The sequence below is a fragment of the Dorea sp. 210702-DFI.3.125 genome, assembly GCF_020560945.1.
Lineage (GTDB): Bacteria > Bacillota > Clostridia > Lachnospirales > Lachnospiraceae > Dorea > Dorea formicigenerans.
Window position 1 is genome coordinate 64,050 of record NZ_JAJCNF010000004.1, and the last position, 19,408, is coordinate 83,457.

Annotated in this window: 18 protein-coding genes and 1 pseudogene; 2 read left to right on the forward strand and 17 right to left on the reverse strand. The window is 39.3% G+C overall.

All coding sequences use genetic code 11. From position 1 onward, the window contains the following. Nucleotides 1–12: 12 nt before the first annotated feature. From LI164_RS03355 to LI164_RS03415, 13 genes and pseudogenes are all read right to left on the reverse strand, one after another. On the reverse strand, nucleotides 13–885 hold the full coding sequence (locus tag LI164_RS03355) for a substrate-binding domain-containing protein (protein ID WP_040015471.1): 873 nt from the start codon (nucleotides 883–885) through the stop codon (nucleotides 13–15). Between the two features lie 268 nt (nucleotides 886–1,153). Next, nucleotides 1,154–2,335, reverse strand: coding sequence for an ATP-binding protein (locus LI164_RS03360; protein ID WP_005333075.1), 1,182 nt, complete (start codon nucleotides 2,333–2,335; stop codon nucleotides 1,154–1,156). Nucleotides 2,336–2,634: 299 nt separating this feature from the next. Further along, nucleotides 2,635–2,907: pseudogene (locus LI164_RS03365) on the reverse strand (Uma2 family endonuclease); the annotation flags it as partial. A 253-nt stretch (nucleotides 2,908–3,160) separates the two neighbouring features. Continuing rightward, nucleotides 3,161–3,466 (reverse strand): type II toxin-antitoxin system RelE/ParE family toxin, encoded by a 306-nt coding sequence (locus tag LI164_RS03370; RefSeq protein WP_005333078.1) that lies wholly within the window; start codon nucleotides 3,464–3,466, stop codon nucleotides 3,161–3,163. Further along, complete coding sequence (locus tag LI164_RS03375; RefSeq protein ID WP_040015472.1) at nucleotides 3,456–3,722, reverse strand: type II toxin-antitoxin system prevent-host-death family antitoxin; 267 nt, start codon at nucleotides 3,720–3,722, stop codon at nucleotides 3,456–3,458. Before LI164_RS03375 ends, LI164_RS03370 begins: the two co-directional genes overlap by 11 nt. Nucleotides 3,723–3,739: 17 nt before the next feature. Next, nucleotides 3,740–3,880: a hypothetical protein gene (locus LI164_RS03380; RefSeq protein ID WP_005333080.1), complete on the reverse strand. Its 141-nt coding sequence runs from the start codon at nucleotides 3,878–3,880 to the stop codon at nucleotides 3,740–3,742. 342 nt (nucleotides 3,881–4,222) lie between these two features. Further along, nucleotides 4,223–5,191: a homoserine O-succinyltransferase gene (gene metA, locus LI164_RS03385; protein WP_005333083.1), complete on the reverse strand. Its 969-nt coding sequence runs from the start codon at nucleotides 5,189–5,191 to the stop codon at nucleotides 4,223–4,225. 26 nt (nucleotides 5,192–5,217) lie between these two features. Then, on the reverse strand, nucleotides 5,218–6,564 hold the full coding sequence (locus LI164_RS03390; RefSeq protein WP_117606728.1) for an AI-2E family transporter: 1,347 nt from the start codon (nucleotides 6,562–6,564) through the stop codon (nucleotides 5,218–5,220). A 149-nt stretch (nucleotides 6,565–6,713) separates the two neighbouring features. Continuing rightward, nucleotides 6,714–7,037: a DUF1540 domain-containing protein gene (locus LI164_RS03395; protein ID WP_022279077.1), complete on the reverse strand. Its 324-nt coding sequence runs from the start codon at nucleotides 7,035–7,037 to the stop codon at nucleotides 6,714–6,716. Nucleotides 7,038–7,105: 68 nt separating this feature from the next. Further along, nucleotides 7,106–9,037, reverse strand: coding sequence for a threonine--tRNA ligase (gene thrS / locus LI164_RS03400; RefSeq protein WP_005333086.1), 1,932 nt, complete (start codon nucleotides 9,035–9,037; stop codon nucleotides 7,106–7,108). A gap of 1 nt (nucleotide 9,038) precedes the next feature. Beyond that, a complete protein-coding gene (locus tag LI164_RS03405) occupies nucleotides 9,039–9,518 on the reverse strand; it encodes a thioesterase family protein (protein ID WP_005333087.1) in 480 nt (159 codons plus the stop codon). A gap of 21 nt (nucleotides 9,519–9,539) precedes the next feature. Next, the gene (locus LI164_RS03410) at nucleotides 9,540–10,391 is read right to left on the reverse strand and encodes an aldo/keto reductase (protein ID WP_227086730.1); all 852 of its coding nucleotides are present in this window, start codon (nucleotides 10,389–10,391) and stop codon (nucleotides 9,540–9,542) included. Between the two features lie 393 nt (nucleotides 10,392–10,784). Further along, nucleotides 10,785–11,297, reverse strand: coding sequence for an SEC-C metal-binding domain-containing protein (locus LI164_RS03415; protein WP_005333089.1), 513 nt, complete (start codon nucleotides 11,295–11,297; stop codon nucleotides 10,785–10,787). Between the two features lie 138 nt (nucleotides 11,298–11,435). Between LI164_RS03415 and LI164_RS03420 the strand changes: the two genes are divergently transcribed. Then, nucleotides 11,436–11,678 carry a hypothetical protein gene (locus LI164_RS03420; RefSeq protein ID WP_005333090.1) on the forward strand — a complete coding sequence of 81 codons (243 nt, stop codon included), beginning with the start codon at nucleotides 11,436–11,438 and terminating at the stop codon, nucleotides 11,676–11,678. A gap of 587 nt (nucleotides 11,679–12,265) precedes the next feature. On the opposite strand, the gene LI164_RS03425 is transcribed toward LI164_RS03420, so the two are convergent. Together LI164_RS03425 and cls are read right to left on the reverse strand one after the other, a co-directional pair. Further along, a complete protein-coding gene (locus LI164_RS03425) occupies nucleotides 12,266–13,558 on the reverse strand; it encodes an adenylosuccinate synthase (protein ID WP_005333093.1) in 1,293 nt (430 codons plus the stop codon). Between the two features lie 109 nt (nucleotides 13,559–13,667). Next, entirely contained in the window at nucleotides 13,668–15,248 is a 1,581-nt protein-coding gene (cls, locus tag LI164_RS03430; protein ID WP_040015474.1) for a cardiolipin synthase, read from the reverse strand. Between the two features lie 249 nt (nucleotides 15,249–15,497). Between cls and LI164_RS03435 the strand changes: the two genes are divergently transcribed. Then, entirely contained in the window at nucleotides 15,498–15,872 is a 375-nt protein-coding gene (locus LI164_RS03435; protein WP_005333095.1) for a hypothetical protein, read from the forward strand. Nucleotides 15,873–16,191: 319 nt separating this feature from the next. On the opposite strand, the gene LI164_RS03440 is transcribed toward LI164_RS03435, so the two are convergent. Together LI164_RS03440 and LI164_RS03445 are read right to left on the reverse strand one after the other, a co-directional pair. After that, on the reverse strand, nucleotides 16,192–17,589 hold the full coding sequence (locus tag LI164_RS03440; protein WP_005331441.1) for a PLP-dependent aminotransferase family protein: 1,398 nt from the start codon (nucleotides 17,587–17,589) through the stop codon (nucleotides 16,192–16,194). Nucleotides 17,590–17,600: 11 nt separating this feature from the next. Continuing rightward, on the reverse strand, nucleotides 17,601–19,271 hold the full coding sequence (locus tag LI164_RS03445; protein WP_005331443.1) for a glutamine--tRNA ligase/YqeY domain fusion protein: 1,671 nt from the start codon (nucleotides 19,269–19,271) through the stop codon (nucleotides 17,601–17,603). Nucleotides 19,272–19,408: the final 137 nt, after the last annotated feature.

The following is a 19,408-nucleotide window of genomic DNA, read 5'->3' on the forward strand; positions in this document are numbered from 1 at the left end:
TTCATACACTACTTACTGTAAGTCTTCCCAGTTCTTAACTCCACCGGTATATATACTTTTCAGCATATATAATGTGATATCAGATAGTGGATTTTTCTGGTTTACAATCACTGCAATTTTGTCTTTTGCCACCGTATTATAGTTCAAAAGTTCTTTTTCATAATCTTTTAAATCTCTTGATGACATTGCCATGTCACAATTTCCTGACATAACACTGTTCAGACCCTTTGTAGAATCCGTTGCCGTAACTTGAATAGTTGCATGTGTATTAATCTTCATATATGCATCTGCGATTTCCTTCATCAGTGCAGCCATTGATGTTGAACCTTCGATTCGTATTGTTCCTTCTGACTGGTTCGATAAAAATGTCGCATTCTTCGCAATTGTTTCATAATGCCCACTTACAATTTCCTGTCCTGCACTTTGAACATATGTCATAAAATCCTGTTCCACATCATTAAGTGTTCCACTGTAGGCAAGATAGAACGAACGAGTCAGCGGATATTTCCCCTTATTATCAGAAACCGCTTCTCCATTGATTTCCAAAGTCTTTACACCACCAATCCCGGTAGTTCCCGCTGACACATAACCGATCGCAGATGGATTTTTATTCACAGTTTCAATGACTGAGTCCATACTGTCAGCAATGGTAGCTGTATTCACTGTTTTGTCTATACCATCAGCTCCGTCTTTATTAAATCCTGCAAGCGAAGCAAATGTATCTCTTGTCCCTGAGCCTTCTTCTCTGGAAATCACCTGAATTTGCCCGAGTTTATTAAGTTCTTCACTATTATTTTTATCTACCTGAGAGTTTTTCTGTCCGCAGCCAATTAAAGCAGTCATCAGACAGACTGTAAATAAAAATGACCATTTTTTTCTTGTCATTACATGTTCCTCCTCATTATCAAAATCAGTGTAACGTATCTTCGTAAAATCTATGTTAAGTCAAATGTTAAATGTATGTAAAAAGTAATTTTAAAAAGAAAAAAGCCTCAGTAGTTTTTTCTTAACTACTGAAGCTTCCGTCTCTTTCTTGTATTCAGTTGTCTATGCCGTTCTTTCATCAGCATAATCATTATATCAGGATAAAGTTCATAATAAACAGCTTCCATCTGCCAGCATATCCAGGCACTCTTTAAATGAGTGTTTACTATTATTGATTATTCCATTTTTTATATTCATCAAGTCTTTGAATGTACCCGGAAAATTCCGGAACTGTAAAATCAAGTTCCTTATATCTTACTGGATAAATTATTCCTTTGCTGATTAATTGTGCTCTTGTCGTAGATATTGAGTAAACCTCTTTTCCAAGATTATGTGCAACATTTGAGATTGTACAAGGTAATTCTCCGCATTTTACCATTGCAAAAACAAATTTTTTATCACTCTCAGCGCATCTTTCATATCGAGCTCTAAAGAATCCTTCATCCAAAGTTTTCAAAAATTCATCAATACAATTTTCAACATCTGATATTTCTATCAAATCCTCATCTGTATTTTGATAAACTATTTTACATAACTGCTGAATAAAAAATGGATATCCCTTTGTAATATCCGCAATTTTTTCTATTGCTTCTTCCGTATACTCTACCTTGAATTTTTTAGCTGGTTCTTCTATTGCCTTTTTTGACTGTTCTAATGATAATGAACCAATTTGTTTGTACATAAATAATCTCTCTGAATATGATTTTTCATCAGAAAGCATTTTATATATCTTCGGGAGCCCGGCACCTATAATCATAACAGGGTACCCTAATTGATTTGTTCTATGCAACGCCGCAATTAATGATCCCAACTGTTCTTGCTTCATATATTGTATTTCATCAATAAAAAAACAAATCGGTGTTTCTGTTTTTAAAGCCGTCTCACCTATCGTAGTAAAGACATCTGTCAAACTTTGCGTCAAGTTATTTGATACGTACAATTCTCGGTCTTGAACAGATAAAGAGAATGTAGTATCATTCGGATTAAAAGAAACAACTAACGATTTTATTGCGTCCAATGGCTTTTTTATCAGATGTTTAAACTTTTCTTTTGCACTTACTGTTCGCAAAAAAGCCTGTGCGCACTCAGCCAATTGAGAGATAAAATCATTCCTCTCTTCTACTTCTATATGTCTACAAAATATTTCTTTTTCATTTGCAATTTCTTCTAACTTATTTATCAAAACAGTTTTTCCAACCCCACGCAGTCCACTATATATGATTGACTGTACAGGAACATTCATTGTTAACGCTTCAAATATTTGCTCGACGCTTTCAATGTCTTCATCCCTACCTGCAATGTACATTGGTTTCAGACCAGCACCAGGTCTATATGGATTAATTTTAAACATCTATACACCTCCATCAATAATTATATTATAGTCTAACCGAAGGTGTTTTTCAATATATTTTGGCATTTCACCGCAAAAAAAAGCCTATAAGTTACTATACCTTTACGCTTGTTTCTTCTGCACAAAAGTATATTCCATCAAACAATAACTTCTACTTTATATTTCATTTGCCCGTTCTCTCAATCGTCTCCTTATTTCCCATAACATGAATATTTTCCATTAAGTTATTGTACACTTCCTCAGGCATCATAACAACATTTTCATTGTTCTTACGGGTAACAATCTACTATCTATTATTTTTACGATTTTCTATTTATAATACAACGAGAGTGTGGATTTACCACACTCTCATTTTCTACGTCATAGTTTCTAAACTTGTCATTTTCAAAATCGAATACCGTGACCTTCTGTAACGGCTTATCAATCACCCAATATTTACGCACTCCAGCAGTCCGATATTTAAATTGTTTTACAACATAATCCATTCTCTCACTACTCGGGGATGCAATTTCAATAATCCAGTCCGGTGCACCATGACAGCCTTTTTCATCAATCTTTGATAGATTGCAAATTTACTTCTTATAATTTATCAACTTCACAGCTCATTTCTTCTCTTCATATACATTTATTATAATCTCACCATCTATACTTATGCAATATTTTTCCTTTAATTATGACAAATTTTAGTTTTTAACATATTCTTTATCTTCTTCCGCAGAATCCTTCTGAAACTGCGTAAATGCCTCCAAATCCGGTGTTCCATCCAGGTCTTTCATATTTTATGCATAAAGAATGCCTTCCAGTATGCCCACTGGAAGACCTTCCTTATTTGAATAACTTCGTATATTCAGTTCTCGTATCCGCAATGTGATAAATATATACTGTGTCCTTGATTACTCTGTAAATCGACACATGTTTACCGCTTATCACCATTCTATAGCCTTGTTCGTTCAGCCAATCATCAGATGCCCTTGATCCAGAATCCGGAAAGTCCCCTAACCTTTCGATTCCGTCTAAAATATGGTCACTGACTTTTATTGCTGTCTCCACATCAAAATTGATTAAATACCAATCTTCAATCTTCTTTAAATCTTCCCATGCTGCTGGGAGGATCTCTACATTATACTTCATTTGCTCGTTCTCTCAATCGTCTTCTTGCTTCTGAAACACTCATGGTTGGCTGTCCTTCGATACGCTCCTGCTCTGCTTTCAAAACTCTCTCTCTTAATTTCAGCATCTGCTCTCTTTTCTCAAATGCTTCTATATTCATAACAACCAAATCACCGTCACCATTCTTTGTAATATAAATCGGCTCATTCGTCTCTTTCGCAAGATTGGATATTCCAGCATAATCATTTCTCAACGCTGTTGATGCTTTAATAATCATCATATCACCTCCATTTATTATGATATAATTTTACTATAATTATGATAGGTTGTAAAGGCAATATCTGAAACAGAATCCATATCATAATTACACAACCAACGAATCACCAGGAAATGTAATAATGCTGTTCTTCTTTTCTTGCTTGTATTTCGAATCAATAATCTCTTCTCCTGACTTTGACAGATGCACTTTTATCCCAGTATCTGTCACAATTAAAAACTCAGTATGAAACCACGGATTTTGCATTTCAAATTAATGATGAAGGAGGCTTTCTCAATGTTTGATAAGTACGATGCTATTATGAATGTTGTCCATCAAAACACTACTATATAACAAAAAATAAATCTTATATTATGAAAGGGAATGGCATTTCTGTCATTCCCTCTCTTATGATTCCATTCATTTAATTTAATCGGAGCTTGTCCTTTTATTTTGTCTCCATACATTTTTGGATTGTCTCCACAAATGGAATAAAATACACGAAAATGCATAAAATTATATTAATTCTCTTCTTCCAGTGAAGCCTTCTGAAACTGCGTAAATGCCTCCAGATCCGGTGTTCCGTCCAGGTCATACGGTGTTACCTGATAAACGTAGTAATTCAGCCAGTTTGTATAAAGATTGTTCGCCTGTGCACGCCATGTCAGAAGCGGGCGGTTGTCCGGATTATCATCTGGATAATAATTCTTCGGTATATCAATCGGAAGTCCTTTTGAAAGATCTCTCTTATACTCCTGATCCAGTGTCATGCGGTCATACTCCGGATGCCCCATCACAAAAATCTGACGTCCATCCTTTGCCATAGACAGAAATGCTCCTGCTTCATCAGATTCTGCCAGGATTGTAATTCTGTCATCCGCACGCAGCTTCTCAATCGGCACATCTGTATGCCTGGAATGCGGCGCATAGAACACATCATCAAATCCACGTACAAGTGGAATTCTACGGTTTAGGACACGATGTCTGAACACTCCAAATAATTTATGATCTAACTGTTCTTTCTGAATTCCATAATGATAATACAATCCTGCCTGAGCTCCCCAGCACAGATGGATGGTAGACATAACATGTGTCTTGGTCCACTCCATAATCTCTTCTAACTCTTTCCAGTAATCCACTTCTTCGAATGGTATTTGTTCTACCGGTGCTCCGGTAATGATAAATCCATCAAATTTCTGATCTTTTATATCTGAAAATTTCTCGTAAAATTTATTCAGATGGCTGGACGATGTATTCTTAGATTCATGACTGGATACAGCCACAAATGTTACATCAATCTGAAGCGGTGTATTGGACAAGGATCGTAAAATCTGCAGTTCTGTATCCTCCTTAAGCGGCATCAGATTCAGAAGTCCAATTTTTATCAGACGGATATCCTGATGTGTTGCACGATGTTCATCCATCACAAATATATTTTCTTTTTCCAGTATCTCTTTTACCGGAAGGTCATTTTGTACACGAATTGGCATAATTTATGCTCCCTTCTGCTTTTCTTTTATTTTTCCTCTGCTTTACTCTTAATCTCTTCTGAATGGATATACTCTCCCGAAGAATCCACATAACTCCATTCGTCATATGAATCTGACCGGACAGGTAGTTTCTTTTTCTTTAACTTATTATCCAGAATCATATCTACAATATAATAGATGACTGCAAATGTCGGGACTCCCATAACCATACCGACAAAGCCAAACAATCCGCCACCGAGTAAAATAGATGTTACGACCCAGAATGCTGACAGTCCGGTAGAGTTTCCAAGAATCTTCGGTCCCAGAATATTCCCGTCAAACTGTTGTAAAACCAAAATAAATATTAGGAAATAAACTCCTTTCATTGGATCTTCCAATGCGATCAATATCGTACTTGGAATCGCTCCGATATATGGCCCAAAAAACGGAATTACATTTGTCACTCCTACAATCACACTTACCAACATTGTATATGGCATATTCAGAATTGTCAGGCCAATAAAGCACAACAGACCGATAATTGCTGAATCCAGAATCTTGCCGATCACAAATCCTCCGAAGATCTCATTACTTTTTGTTGTAATATGAAGGACCATATTGGCACGATCTGCACGGAACAATGCATAAACCGCTTTCTTACACTGTCGTGCAAATATTTCTTTACTATAAAGTATGTAAACAGATACAATTACACCAATCAGCATGTTAAAAACTTCACTGATAACATTGAAGATTCCGACTGTCAGGTTCGACATCAGACTGTTCACCTGCGTCATCAGATCAGTACGCAGCCAATTTGTCAACATTGTCGTTCCTTCTTCCAGCGCATTTTTCAAAATAGCAACTGTTGTACTGTCTTCCAGTTGGATAGAATTAATCTTATCCAGTGCATCATTGACCTGTTTTGGCAATGTCAGTACCATATTACGGATACTGCTGTAGAGTTCCGGTATCAGCATATTTAATAATACCGTAATCAACACAATTAATATGATTAACGATACGAAGATGCCGACACTTCTGGATACCTTTTCAGCATTCTCCGGCTTTTTCATGCGTTCCTGAAGCTTGGGAATCAAAAATGCATCTACCCTTTTTACAATCGGATTTAAGAGATATGCAATAACACACCCGTACAATACCGGTTTTAATACATCTATAATTTTAAAAATCACATCCGAAATATGTCCTAATCTTAAAAGCGCAAAATAAAACAGAATACAGGCTGCAACAATTACAAATACTGTCATTCCCCGGTTGATCTGCTGCCGTATTCTGGATGGTCTGCGTCCTCCAATCTGTGGCGCTTCCTCGTAATAGGCTTTTTCACGTTGTTTTTTTTCTTCTCGAGTTTTAATTTCTATATTCCCCATATTCTTCTCTTCTTTCCTAAGCATGTATAATTATTATACCCTCAGAAATATACCCCGTCAACTGCGAAACTTTGAAGAAATTCTAAAGAAAACATACAAAAAAGAGAGGACTTGCCTCTCTTTTTCTAATCACATATATTCATTTTTAGCTAATGACAGCCACAACTAAATGTTGCGCATTCTGTCTCCTGACATCGACGGGCATTTCCGCCTTCCACACTGATTTTTCCGGCATGACAGTGACACTGTTCATTGTACATACATTCTGTAGCCTTACAGTCAATCTCACTCTTTGGAGATGCCTCTTTCATAGTATTACTGTAACTGTTTCCATCTTTTCTCTCTTCAAAGCTGTCACAGCATGTATCCTGTGCATGTTTTGCAGAGCTTCCACCTACTTTGATACTATCAAGATCACAATAATAATTCTGGTTATGCAGACATGTCTGTACTGTACATTTTAATTCTGGCATAATGCTACCTCCTTTATTTAATAACATAGCTTATTATGCCCTCACGCCGCAAAAATATTCTTATTATTTTATTTTTCGTCTTCTTTTACAACTTCTCGTTTTACTCTGTCAGCAATCTCTTTCTGAATATCTGCAATAAATGTTTCCAGATTCTTCTGTCCTTCATCTCCTGCAAAACGGCTTCTTACTGATACGAGATCTGCTTCCTGCTCTTTTTCACCTACAACAAGCATGTATGGTATCTTCTGCATCTGAGCCTCACGAATCTTGTATCCAATCTTCTCTGCTCTGGAGTCGACCTCAGCACGAACACCTGCTGCATTTAACTCATCAAGAACTTTATTGGCGTAATCCATATATTTATCAGAGATCGGAAGTACTTTTACCTGTACCGGAGCTAACCATGTCGGGAATGCTCCTGCGAAATGTTCAATCAGGATTCCAATGAATCGCTCAATAGAACCGAATGCTACACGGTGGATCATGATCGGACGATGTTTCTCTCCGTCAGCTCCTGTGTACTCAAGTTCAAATCTCTGTGGAAGCTGCATATCTAACTGAATTGTTCCACACTGCCATGTTCTGCCAATAGAGTCTGTCAGATGGAAGTCAATCTTCGGTCCGTAAAATGCTCCGTCGCCTTCATTGACTACATAATCAAGTCCAAGGTCATTTAACGCACCACGAAGTCCTTCTGTAGCAAGCTCCCAGTCTTCGTCCGTTCCCATACTGTTTTCCGGACGTGTAGAAAGTTCTACATGATATTTAAATCCGAACAGGCTGTATACCTCATCGATCAATGCTACAACACCTTTGATCTCGTCACGAATCTGCTCTGGCATCATAAAGATATGTGCATCGTCCTGTGTGAAGCAACGTACACGCATCAGTCCATGTAACTGACCGGATTTTTCATGACGATGTACTAAACCAAGCTCACCGACACGAAGTGGAAGGTCTTTGTATGAACGTGGCTCTGCTTTATACACAAGCATTCCACCTGGACAGTTCATTGGTTTAATAGCATAGTCTTCTCCGTCGATCTGTGTTGTGTACATGTTCTCTTTATAGTGATCCCAGTGTCCGGATGTCTCCCAAAGATGTCTGCTTAAGATAATTGGGGTAGATACTTCTACATAACCTGCTTTTTTGTGAAGTTCTCTCCAGTAATCAAGCAGTGTATTCTTAAGAACCATTCCCTTTGGAAGGAAGAACGGGAATCCCGGTCCTTCTTCACACATCATAAAGAGTCCAAGCTCTTTACCGAGTTTTCTGTGATCACGTTTTTTAGCTTCTTCCAACATTGTAAGATACTCATCAAGCTGTGCTTTCTTAGGATAAGAAATACCATAAATTCTTGTAAGCATCTTGTTCTTTTCATTTCCTCTCCAGTAAGCACCTGCAAGACTTGTAAGCTTGATTGCTTTTACCGGCTTTGTTGTCATCAGATGTGGGCCTGCACATAAATCAACGAACTCACCCTGCTGATAGAAACTGATTTCTGCATCTTCCGGAAGATCCTCGATCAATTCTACTTTGTAAGGCTCATCCTTCTCTTTGAAGTAAGCGATAGCCTCATCTCTTGGCTTCGTAAATCTTGTGATTTCAAGATCTTCTTTAACAATCTTCTTCATCTCTTTCTCGATTTTTTCAAGATCTTCTGCCACAAATGGCGTCTCACGATCCAAATCATAATAAAATCCATTTTCGATGGAAGGTCCAATCGCAAGTTTTGTCTCCGGATAGAGTCTCTTGATTGCCTGAGCCATGATATGAGATGTTGTATGGAAAAATGCTCCTTTTCCCTCCTCATTATCAAATGTCAGGATTTCTACTTCACTGTCAGAATCTACAACTGTACGCAGATCTACCAGTTCTCCATTGACTCTTCCTGATGTTGCAACTCTTGCAAGTCCTTCGCTTAAATCTTTTGCAATGTCGATAACTGACATGCTGTGTTCATACTCTTTTACAGAGCCGTCTTTTAATGTGATCTTCATGCTATTTATCCTCTCTCTTCTTTATTAATGCTTTTTTGTTTTCTTTATGTATCTTTACCCCAGCCTCAAATGCTTCATTGAGTTCCGGGAAAGACTTTCGAAGTACCAGTGGTCTTCCTGTCTTATCTATGAAACAATGCTTGCTTGTTCCACGACAATGAACCATTCCTGTTCTATCGTCCTTAACTTCATATCCAACGGTTAGTTTTATTCCATTATATTCCTTAATGTATGCGTCAATACTGACCGTATCTCCGTAATAGACCATTCTCAGATAATCCGCTTCCACCGAAAGAATCGGACTGATTATCCCCTGTTTCTCCAGATCTGCAAATCCGACGCCCATATAATCTAAAAGGTCGCATCTTGCTTCCTCAAACCAGCGGATATAATTGGAATGATGTACGATTCCCATCTGATCTGTTTCGTAATTCTGTACTTTGTGGATATATTTATTCCATGTTTTTGTCTGTTCACTCATCTTATGCTTCTTAAATATTCCTTATTTTACTCTTGGAAAATCCGGATGCTCTCCTGACCAGCCTGCCGGCTGGATAGAATCGATCCGATACATATCCTCCTTTTCAATCTCAAAATCAAACACTTGATAATTCTGTACCATCCGTTCCTTTGTCGATGCTTTCGGAAGTGGTATGACCTGTCGTTGTATCTCATAGCGAAGACAGATCTGCGCTGCTGATTTGTTATATTTTTCTGCAAGTCCTACTAATAGTGGATGTTCTAGAACTCGTTTTCTTCCAAGCGGTGACCAGGCCTGCACATAAATTCCTTTTTCCTGGCAATAACGAACTGTCGCTTCCTGTGTAAATCCCGGATGGAATTCAATCTGATCTGCCATTGGCATGATCTCACAATTCTGAATCAGGTTTTCCAAATGATGCAAAAGGAAATTGCTGACTCCGATTGCTTTTACTTTACCTGCTTTATATAATTCTTCCAATCCTCTCCACGTCTCAACATCCAGTTCTTTCCAATCTTTATATTCTGGATTTGGAAGCGGCCAGTGGATCAGATACATATCCAGATAATCTGTTCCTAGTTTTTCAAGCGTTTGTGCAAATGCTTTCTTTACTTCTTCATATCCCATCTCCGTCTTCCATGCCTTGGAAGTCAGGAAGAATTCTTCTCTTGGAATCCCCGACTCATGAATCGCTCTTCCAAGCGCTTCTTCTGTATCATAGAAAGATGCTGTATCAAAATACCTGTATCCTGCTTCAATCGCAGTTTTTATAATGCTTTCATTATTTCCTTCTGCTGCCTTGTAGGTGCCATACCCCATGCACGGAATCTTCACACCATTTGCCAGTTCATAACAATCTTTCATTGAATTCATCTTATCACCTGCCTGAATTTTCTAAGTAATACAAAAACAACGAATGTGTCTTGGTGCATCCTGCCGGAGGCTTTTTGCATAATAGAAGATGTAATTTTCATTATACAAAAAGTCCCTCACAGCAAATATGCTGTAAGGGACGAGTTCTCTTCTCGCGGTTCCACCCTGCTTAATCTGATCATAAATAAAATCAGATTCACTTCATTCTTGACGATAACGGAGTCACCGGACTGCTTTACAGCCACTCAGAGGTAGTCTTCAGAAGGTTCTGTGGATAAGAAGCTCTCAGCCTGCGGCTTCTCTCTCTGGTATCACGTTCCCAACTTACTCGTCTCTTCACCGTGTTTTCATATGTCTCATTATAGCATCGAAGATGTGGTTGTCAAGAAGTTCTTACAGATTCTTACCGCAACACTTCTTGTATTTCTTACCGGAGCCACACGGACATGGATCATTTCTTCCAATCTTCTTCTCCTTGCGGATTGTTGTGGATTCTTTCTGCTCTTTGTAAAGCTTCTTCAGCTCTTCCTCAGAATAAATCTCTTTCCACTGTGGAAGTTCATATAACCAGTCAGCTTTTGCTGCAACCATGTTCTTATAAAGCTTCTCTTTATCAAATGCAAGGCTTACAACTGTATCCTCATCCATTGTCTCAATCGGATTTGGTTCTTTTAAGCTCTCATCGATTCCATCTAAGAAACCTACCATAGTCAGAACTTCCTGTCCATACTTCTCAGCAAGTTCTTTTACTGTTCCTTTTACTTCCTCGTCCGGATTAGAAAGAAGCTGTTCATAAATCTCTTTCTCAATCTGGAAATATGTTCCCCAGAATCTCTGCAGAGTTGCTCTGTCAGCGCTCTCGTCATATGCAATATCTTTCCACTGCTCTAATAATGTACGACTCATCTTAATATACTCCTTTGTATCTTTTCATCCTATTCGTCTTATTATATAACATTTTTTCATATTTTCAAAGACCTGTTTGCTTTTTTACTGCCGATTTTATATAATGATGCTAGTTGATCAAATTGAAAGGACTTTCTTATGAAAAAAGTAAAACGTATTCTTGCTCTTGCCGGTGCCATGCTTTTATTCGCACTCTACGCCAGCACACTTATATTTGCATTTATCGACTCGGATGTATCCCTGACTTTCCTCAGGGCTTCCATTGCATGCACGATTATTCTCCCGGTATTGATTTATGCCTATATTCTTGTGTACCGTGTTACTAGAAGAGACACTGACATAAACTCAGAGGACCAGGACGACCAGAATAGTCCGAAGTAAATCCATATTTTCGTTTCTCTTTTTTCTTTTTTCTTTTGTTCAAATACTCCAGCGGCGATATTGGCTGCTGGTAATCTTTCGTTTCCCTGTTATTGTTCTCCATTGCAATACCTCCTACAACACCTGTTAATCAGTCTGTTTATCCCGACTTTACTATTATATGGTGCTATGTCTGCTTTTATGACTGCTTTTGTTCCATACATTTTTGTCTCTGCAACGTTTATGAACTCCCCGCCAGATGATTTTTCATCTGACATCTGTAATATTAACAGGAAAATGTGTACGACCTGTGGAAGGAATCTAAAGAAAACCTTATGAATTTATAAAATAAATGCAATTTCCGATTAGAACAAAGAATGTGCCTCGGCACATTCTTGCGCCTGCGGCGGTCGCTTGCGACACCTACCTTGTACGCCGCAGTGCGCATCCCTAGCGTAGCGTTTTTTATATGTTAGGAAAGAACTTTCCTAACATATAAAAAAGAGATTACCTCCCATTCGAAGTAATCTCTTATTATTTCGTCTTACAGTATAAGATCCATGACTATAACTCTCGGTTCTCAGTCTGCAATCTCTGATTTTCAATCATTATTTACTAAGTGGTGACTCACGATAAATGATGTCCTCACGTCCTGGTCCGTTAGATACCATTGTAATCGGGTATCCAATCTCCTGCTCAACGAACTCGATGTATTTTCTGCAGTTCTCCGGAAGCTCTTCATACTTCTTAATACCACGGATATCACAGTTCCATCCTGGAAGCTTTTTAAGAACTGGTTTTGCTTTCTCAAGATAATGTGTCGGTGGGAAGTCTTTTGTAATCTCTCCATTAATCTCATATCCTACACATACCGGAATCTCTTCCAAGTATCCAAGCACATCAAGAACTGTAAATGCTACATCTGTTGTTCCCTGCATTCTGCATCCATACTTGGAAGCAACACAGTCGAGCCAGCCCATTCTTCTCGGACGTCCGGTTGTAGCACCGAACTCTCCGCCATCTCCACCGCGGCGTCTCAGTTCATCAGCCTCATCTCCAAAAATCTCACTTACGAAAGCTCCTGCTCCAACAGCACTGGAGTATGCTTTACATACAGTTACAATCTTCTGAATCTCATATGGTGGGATTCCAGCTCCGATTGCACCATATCCGGCTAATGTAGAAGATGATGTAACCATCGGATAGATTCCGTGATCTGGGTCTTTCAATGAACCAAGCTGTCCCTCTAACAAGATATTCTTTCCTTCTTTGATTGCATTGTGAAGGAACAATGATGTATCACATACATACGGTGCGATCATCTCTTTGTACTCCTGCAGCTCTTTATATAAATCGTCTGGATTGATCAGCGGTTTGTGATACAGATGCTCAAGAAGAACATTCTTCTGCTCTGCCACACGTACAACTTTCTCTTTTAACAAGTCATCGTCAAATAACTCACTGACCTGAAATCCAATTTTAGCATATTTATCTGAGTAGAACGGAGCAATTCCGGACTTTGTAGATCCGAATGACTTCCCTCCAAGTCTTTCTTCCTCATATGCGTCAAAATTCTTGTGGTAAGACATTACCATCTGTGCTCTGTCAGATACAAGGATCTTCGGCATCGGGACATCTCTTTCCACGATAGAATTAATCTCTTTCATCAATACAGGAATATCAAGTGCTACACCATTACCGATAATACTTGTTGTATGTCCATAGAACACACCGGATGGTAATGTGTGAAGCGCAAATTTTCCATAATTATTAATAATGGTATGCCCTGCGTTGGCACCTCCCTGAAAACGTACGATGATATCCGCTTCCTGAGCGAGCATATCAGTAATCTTACCTTTACCCTCGTCTCCCCAGTTTGCACCTACTACTGCTTTAACCATATCTATTCCTCCTGTGTTATTAACTTAATAAATCACCTTATGCATTATACTATATTTTTCTTCACTTGTACAATGGATTTTCACAAAAACTGACAGAAATCCGCTGTTTTTACATAAGTGGAGCAATCAGGCGCAATACCTGACCGGATATTTTGGTTGCAAGTGTCTGTTTTTTTACTTCCATAAGCGTCACTTTATGGCTTTTTGCAAGTGTCTGCTGAAAGTCCCGTTCCACTTTGTCAACTTCAGAATTATTATAAATAAATACTCCACATTCAAAATGCAGATACAAACTCCGATAATCCAGATTAATACTTCCTACCGTCGCAGTATCATCGTCCGATACGAATACCTTTGCATGCACAAATCCTGGTGTATATTCATAAATCTGTACTCCGCTCTCGATCAGTTCCTTGTAATAAGTTTTTGCAACTGCAAAAGCATACCATTTATCCGGGATATGCGGCATTATAATAATTACTTCGATTCCGCATTTTGCCACACGAGTCAATGTTGTGATCATCTCATTGTCCAATATCAGATACGGCGTCATAATATGCACATATTTCTTTGCATGATTTAAAATATGGAAGTATACTTCCTCGCCCACGTTCTCATCGTCATATGGACTGTCTGCATACGGAATGACATATCCAAGTTCCCGTCTGAGCCCCTTGACCTTCGGCGTCAGATACTTGCGGTAATCTTCTGGTTTTCTGGCCTCAATATTCCACATCTGAAGGAACATCATAGTAAAGCTTTGGACAGCATCGCCTTTTAACATAACTGCGGTATCTTTCCAATGTCCAAAACGGACTTTTCGATTAATGTATTCATCACCGAGATTCACACCTCCCGTATATGCTACTTTGCCGTCAATAACACAGATTTTTCTGTGATCCCGATTATTCTGTGAAGTAGATAAGAACGGTGTGATCTTGTTAGACATCTTACACTGGATTCCATAACTTCTGATGAGTTCCGGATAATCGTAAGGGAGCATCGAAATGGCACACATGCCATCATACATAAACCGGACTTCTACACCTTCTGCCGCTTTTTCCTTTAATATATCCAGGAGCGTCTCCCACATATATCCCTCTTCTACGATAAAATACTCCATAAAAATAAACTTTTTTGCCTTTTTCAATTCCTGGACCATGGAAGCAAATTTATCTTCTCCCAACGGGAAATACTTAACTGCAGTATTACGGTATGTCGGAAATCCTACCTGATGTGACAGAAAATAGGACAAATGTGCATTGGCTGATTTGCTCGCCCAAATTGCCTCTACGATTTCCTGATCCTGCTGCATATACGGGTCTGTCTCTATCCTGAGTTCCGCAAGTCTTGCTTTCAAAAATCTTGTTCCTATCTGAAACTGGACAAACAGATAGAATAAACTTCCCACTACAGGAAACACAAGAACACAAAGTGTCCACGTCATTTTAAACGCTGGATTCCCCTTGGAATTGATGATGTGGATCAGTACCAGAAGACTCACTGCGCGGAATGCTCCATATATGTAAGTTGTATAAGCATTCAGATAATACGGAATCATAATAAAGATTCCAAGCTGAATCAGAATCAGGAGCAACATGATACCAGTTCGGCTGAAAACAATTCGAAAAAGGCCCTTTTTTGCTACTTTTGCTACTTTTGACTTTTTAAAATTCTGTTCACTACTCATGTCTTTCTCCTTCTTCTCGTTCCTCTCAACTGTCGTTTCGTCATTTCTCACAAATACTCCTTCTATATTTTAGCACATTTTCCCATTTGTCTCAACAACCCCGGCTCGACATATTTCTCACATTTTTATTAAATATGTTACGGGAAATTAATATATTTTTTATAGACTCTCCCTTTCAATTTTGTTAAAAAAGTATTACAATATTGCTATTAGTAGAAATTTCATCGTACGAAAGGAGATTTTATTATTATGGCTAAATGGGGAAAGAAATTATTAGGTCTCGCAGCAATTGGAGGAGCTGCAGCAGGTCTTGTTTATTATCTTAAGAGCAAAGAAGAGCTTGATCTTGATGATTTTGATGATGAACTGGACGATGATGATTTTGATTTAGATAATGATCTGAAGCCAGTTGGCGAGCGCGGCTACGTTCCGCTTACACCTAAAAAAGAGGCTGAAGACGCAGACGCTTCTGATAATGAAGAAGCTCCTGACGCTGTTGAGGAAGCTGACAAAGCTGAAGAAGAACATATAGGCGAAGCGATTGCCAAAGAAGCTGAAGAAGCTGATGCAGAATCCAATGAGGCTGCCGAGGAATGTAGCGGTACAGAGACTTCCGAACAGTAAGAAATTTAACAGGGAATTACTAAAAGATTTACTAAAAAACTACTAAAGGAGTTGCCAAAAAGCAGCTCCTTTTCTATACATAAACTGATATTTTATATCAGTTGGGAGATGACTCCCACCTCTATAGGGTGAGAAACAAGCTGGTATCAGTGGTGGGAGTCAATCCCCCAGCTGATATAGCCTCCGGCAGGATTGCAGAGGTGCGCAGTAGAAGTATGTCATGCAATTGCATGACGCGCACCTCGCAGCAAGAATGCCGAGGCATTCTTGAATACGCGCAGCTGCTTCACTACTATCGTAGTCATCCATCTGCACTCTTCTATGTTCCCCAGCACTTACACAGGGTTCTTGCCGCCTCTTTAATCTGTTCTTCGCTTAAATTGGCATATCCAAGAAGAATCGTTGCTTTCTTACTTTTTTCTTCACCCACCCGATAATCTGACATTCCATAGACCCGGATATCTGATTTTTTTGCAAGTTCGATCAGTTCCTGTTCTGAATACCCATCTTCAAACGTCAGAAGCAGATGCACACCTGCATGTTCTCCGGAAATCTTGCATTTTTTCAAAAGAGGCTTTAATTCCTCGATCAGCGTATCATGACGTCCTTTATACATGGCTCTTGTCTTATTCAAATGCCGTTCATAATAGCCCTCTTCAATAAATCGCTGTACGATCATCTGATCGACTTTTGAAACGGTTGAATTCACAAAACTATATTCCCGTTCATAGCGTTTCTGCAGTTTTTCCGGCAACACCATATAGCTCATACGGATTGCCGGTGCAATGGATTTTGAAAATGTACCAAGATAAATAACTTTTCCGTCCCGGTCATATCCCTGCAGTGCCGGAATCGGTTTCCCTTTATAACGGAACTCACTGTCGTAATCGTCTTCGATCACATAACGATCCGGTTCTTCTTTCGCCCATTTCAAAAGTTCCATTCTTCGTCCAATCGGCATAATGATCCCTGTCGGATATTGGTGAGACGGAGTCACGTATGCAATATCTGCCCCACTATCAGATAATTCTGTCACTTTCATTCCATTTTTGTCCATACCGACCGGAACAGTCTTATAGGCAAGTCCCCGGAAGAGACGATATGCCTGTTTGTATGTCGGATTTTCAAATGCAACGACATGTTCTCTTCCAAGTATCATACCAAGAAGCATTAAAATGTAATCACTTCCGGCACCGACGATTACCTGTCCCGGTGTACAATTCACGCCTCTGGCCTGATGCAGATAATTACAGATTGCCTGCCGGAACCCAAGTTCCCCTTTGGATTCACCGGATCTGAACAGCTCTGTTTTATCATCTGTCAGTATATCTTTAGAAAGCTTTCTCCACGCATTGTAGGGAAAGCTTTTTAAATCCACTCCGTTTGGCGTAAAGTCATAACGGTATCGTGGCTTCTGTTCTTTTTTTTCTTCTGTTGGTGTTTTTGCAGGACGGATCTGATATAACTCATCAATCTTTGCTACAAAATATCCTCTGCACGGCTCCGATTCTATATAGCCTTCTGACAGTAACTGTTCATACGCAAGCTCTGCCGTACTGCGGCTGATTTCCAGATGTCTGGCAAGAGCTCTTGTGGAAGGGAGCTTCTCTCCATAAGAAATCCTGCCATTCTGGATATCACTTTTTATATAGTTGTAAATCTGTTCATAGAGGGGAACTTTTGAATCTGTCTTCAGATTCATGGTCAGTTCGTTCATGTTATTCCTCTTTATTTCTTAGGCAGTTTGAAAGAGCTCTTCAGTGACACGATTCTATTGAACACCAGATTCTCCGGTGTAGAATCTTTACTGTCAACGCAGAAGTATCCATTTCTTACGAACTGGAAGCTGTCACATCCCTTTGCCTCTGCAAAGCTATCCTCTACATAGCAGTTCTTGCGGATTTCAAGAGAATGTGGATTCAGGTTCAGAGAACCGTCCTCTTTATTGTATACACCTTTCTCTTCATCTACAAGATTCTCATAGAGACGAATTTCTGCCTGTTTTGCATAAGGTGCTGCTACCCAGTGGATCGTTCCTTTCACTTTACGTCCTGTAAATCCTGTTCCGCATTTTGTCTCTGGATCATAAGTAGCGTGAACAACTGTCACATTTCCATCTTCGTCTGTCTCATAACTTGTACAGGTCACAAAATATGCATTCATAAGACGTACTTCATTGCCTGGGAAGAGACGGAAATATTTCTTCGGAGGCTCGATCATAAAATCGTCACGCTCAATGTAAAGCTCTTTGCAGAATGGAATCTGTCTCTTTCCAAGTTCCGGATTCTCCAGGTTATTATCTGCTTCCAGATATTCCACCTCTCCTTCCGGATAATTGTCGATCACAAGTTTAATTGGATCTAGTACTGCCATCATACGCGGACGTTTCAATTTTAAATCCTCACGAATACAATACTCAAGCATTGCATAGTCTACCGAACTCTGGCTCTTGGATACTCCACACAGCTCGATAAACATTTTCAGAGATTCCGGTGTGAATCCTCTTCTTCTGAGTGCTGCGATGGAAACAAGTCTTGGATCATCCCAGCCATCTACGATGCCGTCCTGAACAAGTTTCTTAATGTATCTCTTACCTGTCACAACATTGGTCAGGTATAATTTTGAAAACTCAATCTGACGCGGTGCCGGATCAAACTCGCACTCTTTTACAACCCAGTCATAGAGCGGTCTGTGATCCTCGAACTCCAGTGTACAGATAGAATGTGTGATATGCTCTACTGCATCCTCAATTGGGTGAGCAAAATCGTACATCGGATAAATGCACCATTTATCCCCTGTGTTGTGATGTGTCATATGTGCCACACGGTAAATGACCGGGTCTCGCATGTTAATGTTCGGAGACGCCATATCGATTTTCGCACGAAGTACCTTTGTTCCATCTTCAAACTCACCATTCTTCATGCGTTCAAAAAGATCTAAGTTTTCTTCAACACTTCTGTCACGATATGGGCTGTCCTTCCCTGGCTCTGTCAGTGTTCCTCTGTACTCGCGAATCTCATCAGCGCTGAGATCACACACATATGCTTTTCCCTTTTTGATCAATTTTACTGCACATTCATACATGGTATCAAAATAGTTAGAAGCAAAATACAGATGGTCTTTATAATCTGCTCCTAACCACTGCACATCTTCTTTGATAGACTCTACAAATTCCATATCCTCTTTCATCGGGTTCGTATCGTCAAATCTTAAATGAAATGTTCCACCGTATTCTTTCGCAAGTCCGGAATTTAAAAGAATGGACTTTGCATGTCCGATATGAAGGTATCCATTCGGCTCTGGCGGGAATCTTGTGCAGACCTCTGTATAAACTCCCTCTGCCAGATCTTTATCGATTTCCTGCTCTATAAAATTCTTAGAAACTGTCTCTTCTGCCATTTCTCTCCTCCTGATTTATCTGAATTATTTTAAATATACGCTAGTGATATCCACGGATTGCTCCATGCTGCATATTCCTGCAATCCTTCGGATATTCGAATATCGAGTGGCTTATGCCCCTCTTCCATTCCTATATC

Bases quoted from the DNA above. Each gene is read 5' to 3' on its own strand.
- LI164_RS03370 (WP_005333078.1), bottom strand. From the start codon at position 3,466: ATGAAGTATAATGTAGAGATCCTCCCAGCAGCATGGGAAGATTTAAAG.
- LI164_RS03420 (WP_005333090.1), top strand. From the start codon at position 11,436: ATGAAAAAAGTAAAACGTATTCTTGCTCTTGCCGGTGCCATGCTTTTA.
- LI164_RS03375 (WP_040015472.1), bottom strand. From the start codon at position 3,722: ATGATTATTAAAGCATCAACAGCGTTGAGAAATGATTATGCTGGAATA.
- LI164_RS03405 (WP_005333087.1), bottom strand. From the start codon at position 9,518: ATGAGTGAACAGACAAAAACATGGAATAAATATATCCACAAAGTACAG.
- LI164_RS03415 (WP_005333089.1), bottom strand. From the start codon at position 11,297: ATGAGTCGTACATTATTAGAGCAGTGGAAAGATATTGCATATGACGAG.
- LI164_RS03425 (WP_005333093.1), bottom strand. From the start codon at position 13,558: ATGGTTAAAGCAGTAGTAGGTGCAAACTGGGGAGACGAGGGTAAAGGT.
- LI164_RS03390 (WP_117606728.1), bottom strand. From the start codon at position 6,564: ATGGGGAATATAGAAATTAAAACTCGAGAAGAAAAAAAACAACGTGAA.
- LI164_RS03360 (WP_005333075.1), bottom strand. From the start codon at position 2,335: ATGTTTAAAATTAATCCATATAGACCTGGTGCTGGTCTGAAACCAATG.
- LI164_RS03410 (WP_227086730.1), bottom strand. From the start codon at position 10,391: ATGAATTCAATGAAAGATTGTTATGAACTGGCAAATGGTGTGAAGATT.
- LI164_RS03445 (WP_005331443.1), bottom strand. From the start codon at position 19,271: ATGGCAGAAGAGACAGTTTCTAAGAATTTTATAGAGCAGGAAATCGAT.
- LI164_RS03435 (WP_005333095.1), top strand. From the start codon at position 15,498: ATGGCTAAATGGGGAAAGAAATTATTAGGTCTCGCAGCAATTGGAGGA.
- metA (WP_005333083.1), bottom strand. From the start codon at position 5,191: ATGCCAATTCGTGTACAAAATGACCTTCCGGTAAAAGAGATACTGGAA.
- LI164_RS03440 (WP_005331441.1), bottom strand. From the start codon at position 17,589: ATGAACGAACTGACCATGAATCTGAAGACAGATTCAAAAGTTCCCCTC.
- LI164_RS03395 (WP_022279077.1), bottom strand. From the start codon at position 7,037: ATGCCAGAATTAAAATGTACAGTACAGACATGTCTGCATAACCAGAAT.
- thrS (WP_005333086.1), bottom strand. From the start codon at position 9,037: ATGAAGATCACATTAAAAGACGGCTCTGTAAAAGAGTATGAACACAGC.
- cls (WP_040015474.1), bottom strand. From the start codon at position 15,248: ATGAGTAGTGAACAGAATTTTAAAAAGTCAAAAGTAGCAAAAGTAGCA.
- LI164_RS03355 (WP_040015471.1), bottom strand. From the start codon at position 885: ATGACAAGAAAAAAATGGTCATTTTTATTTACAGTCTGTCTGATGACT.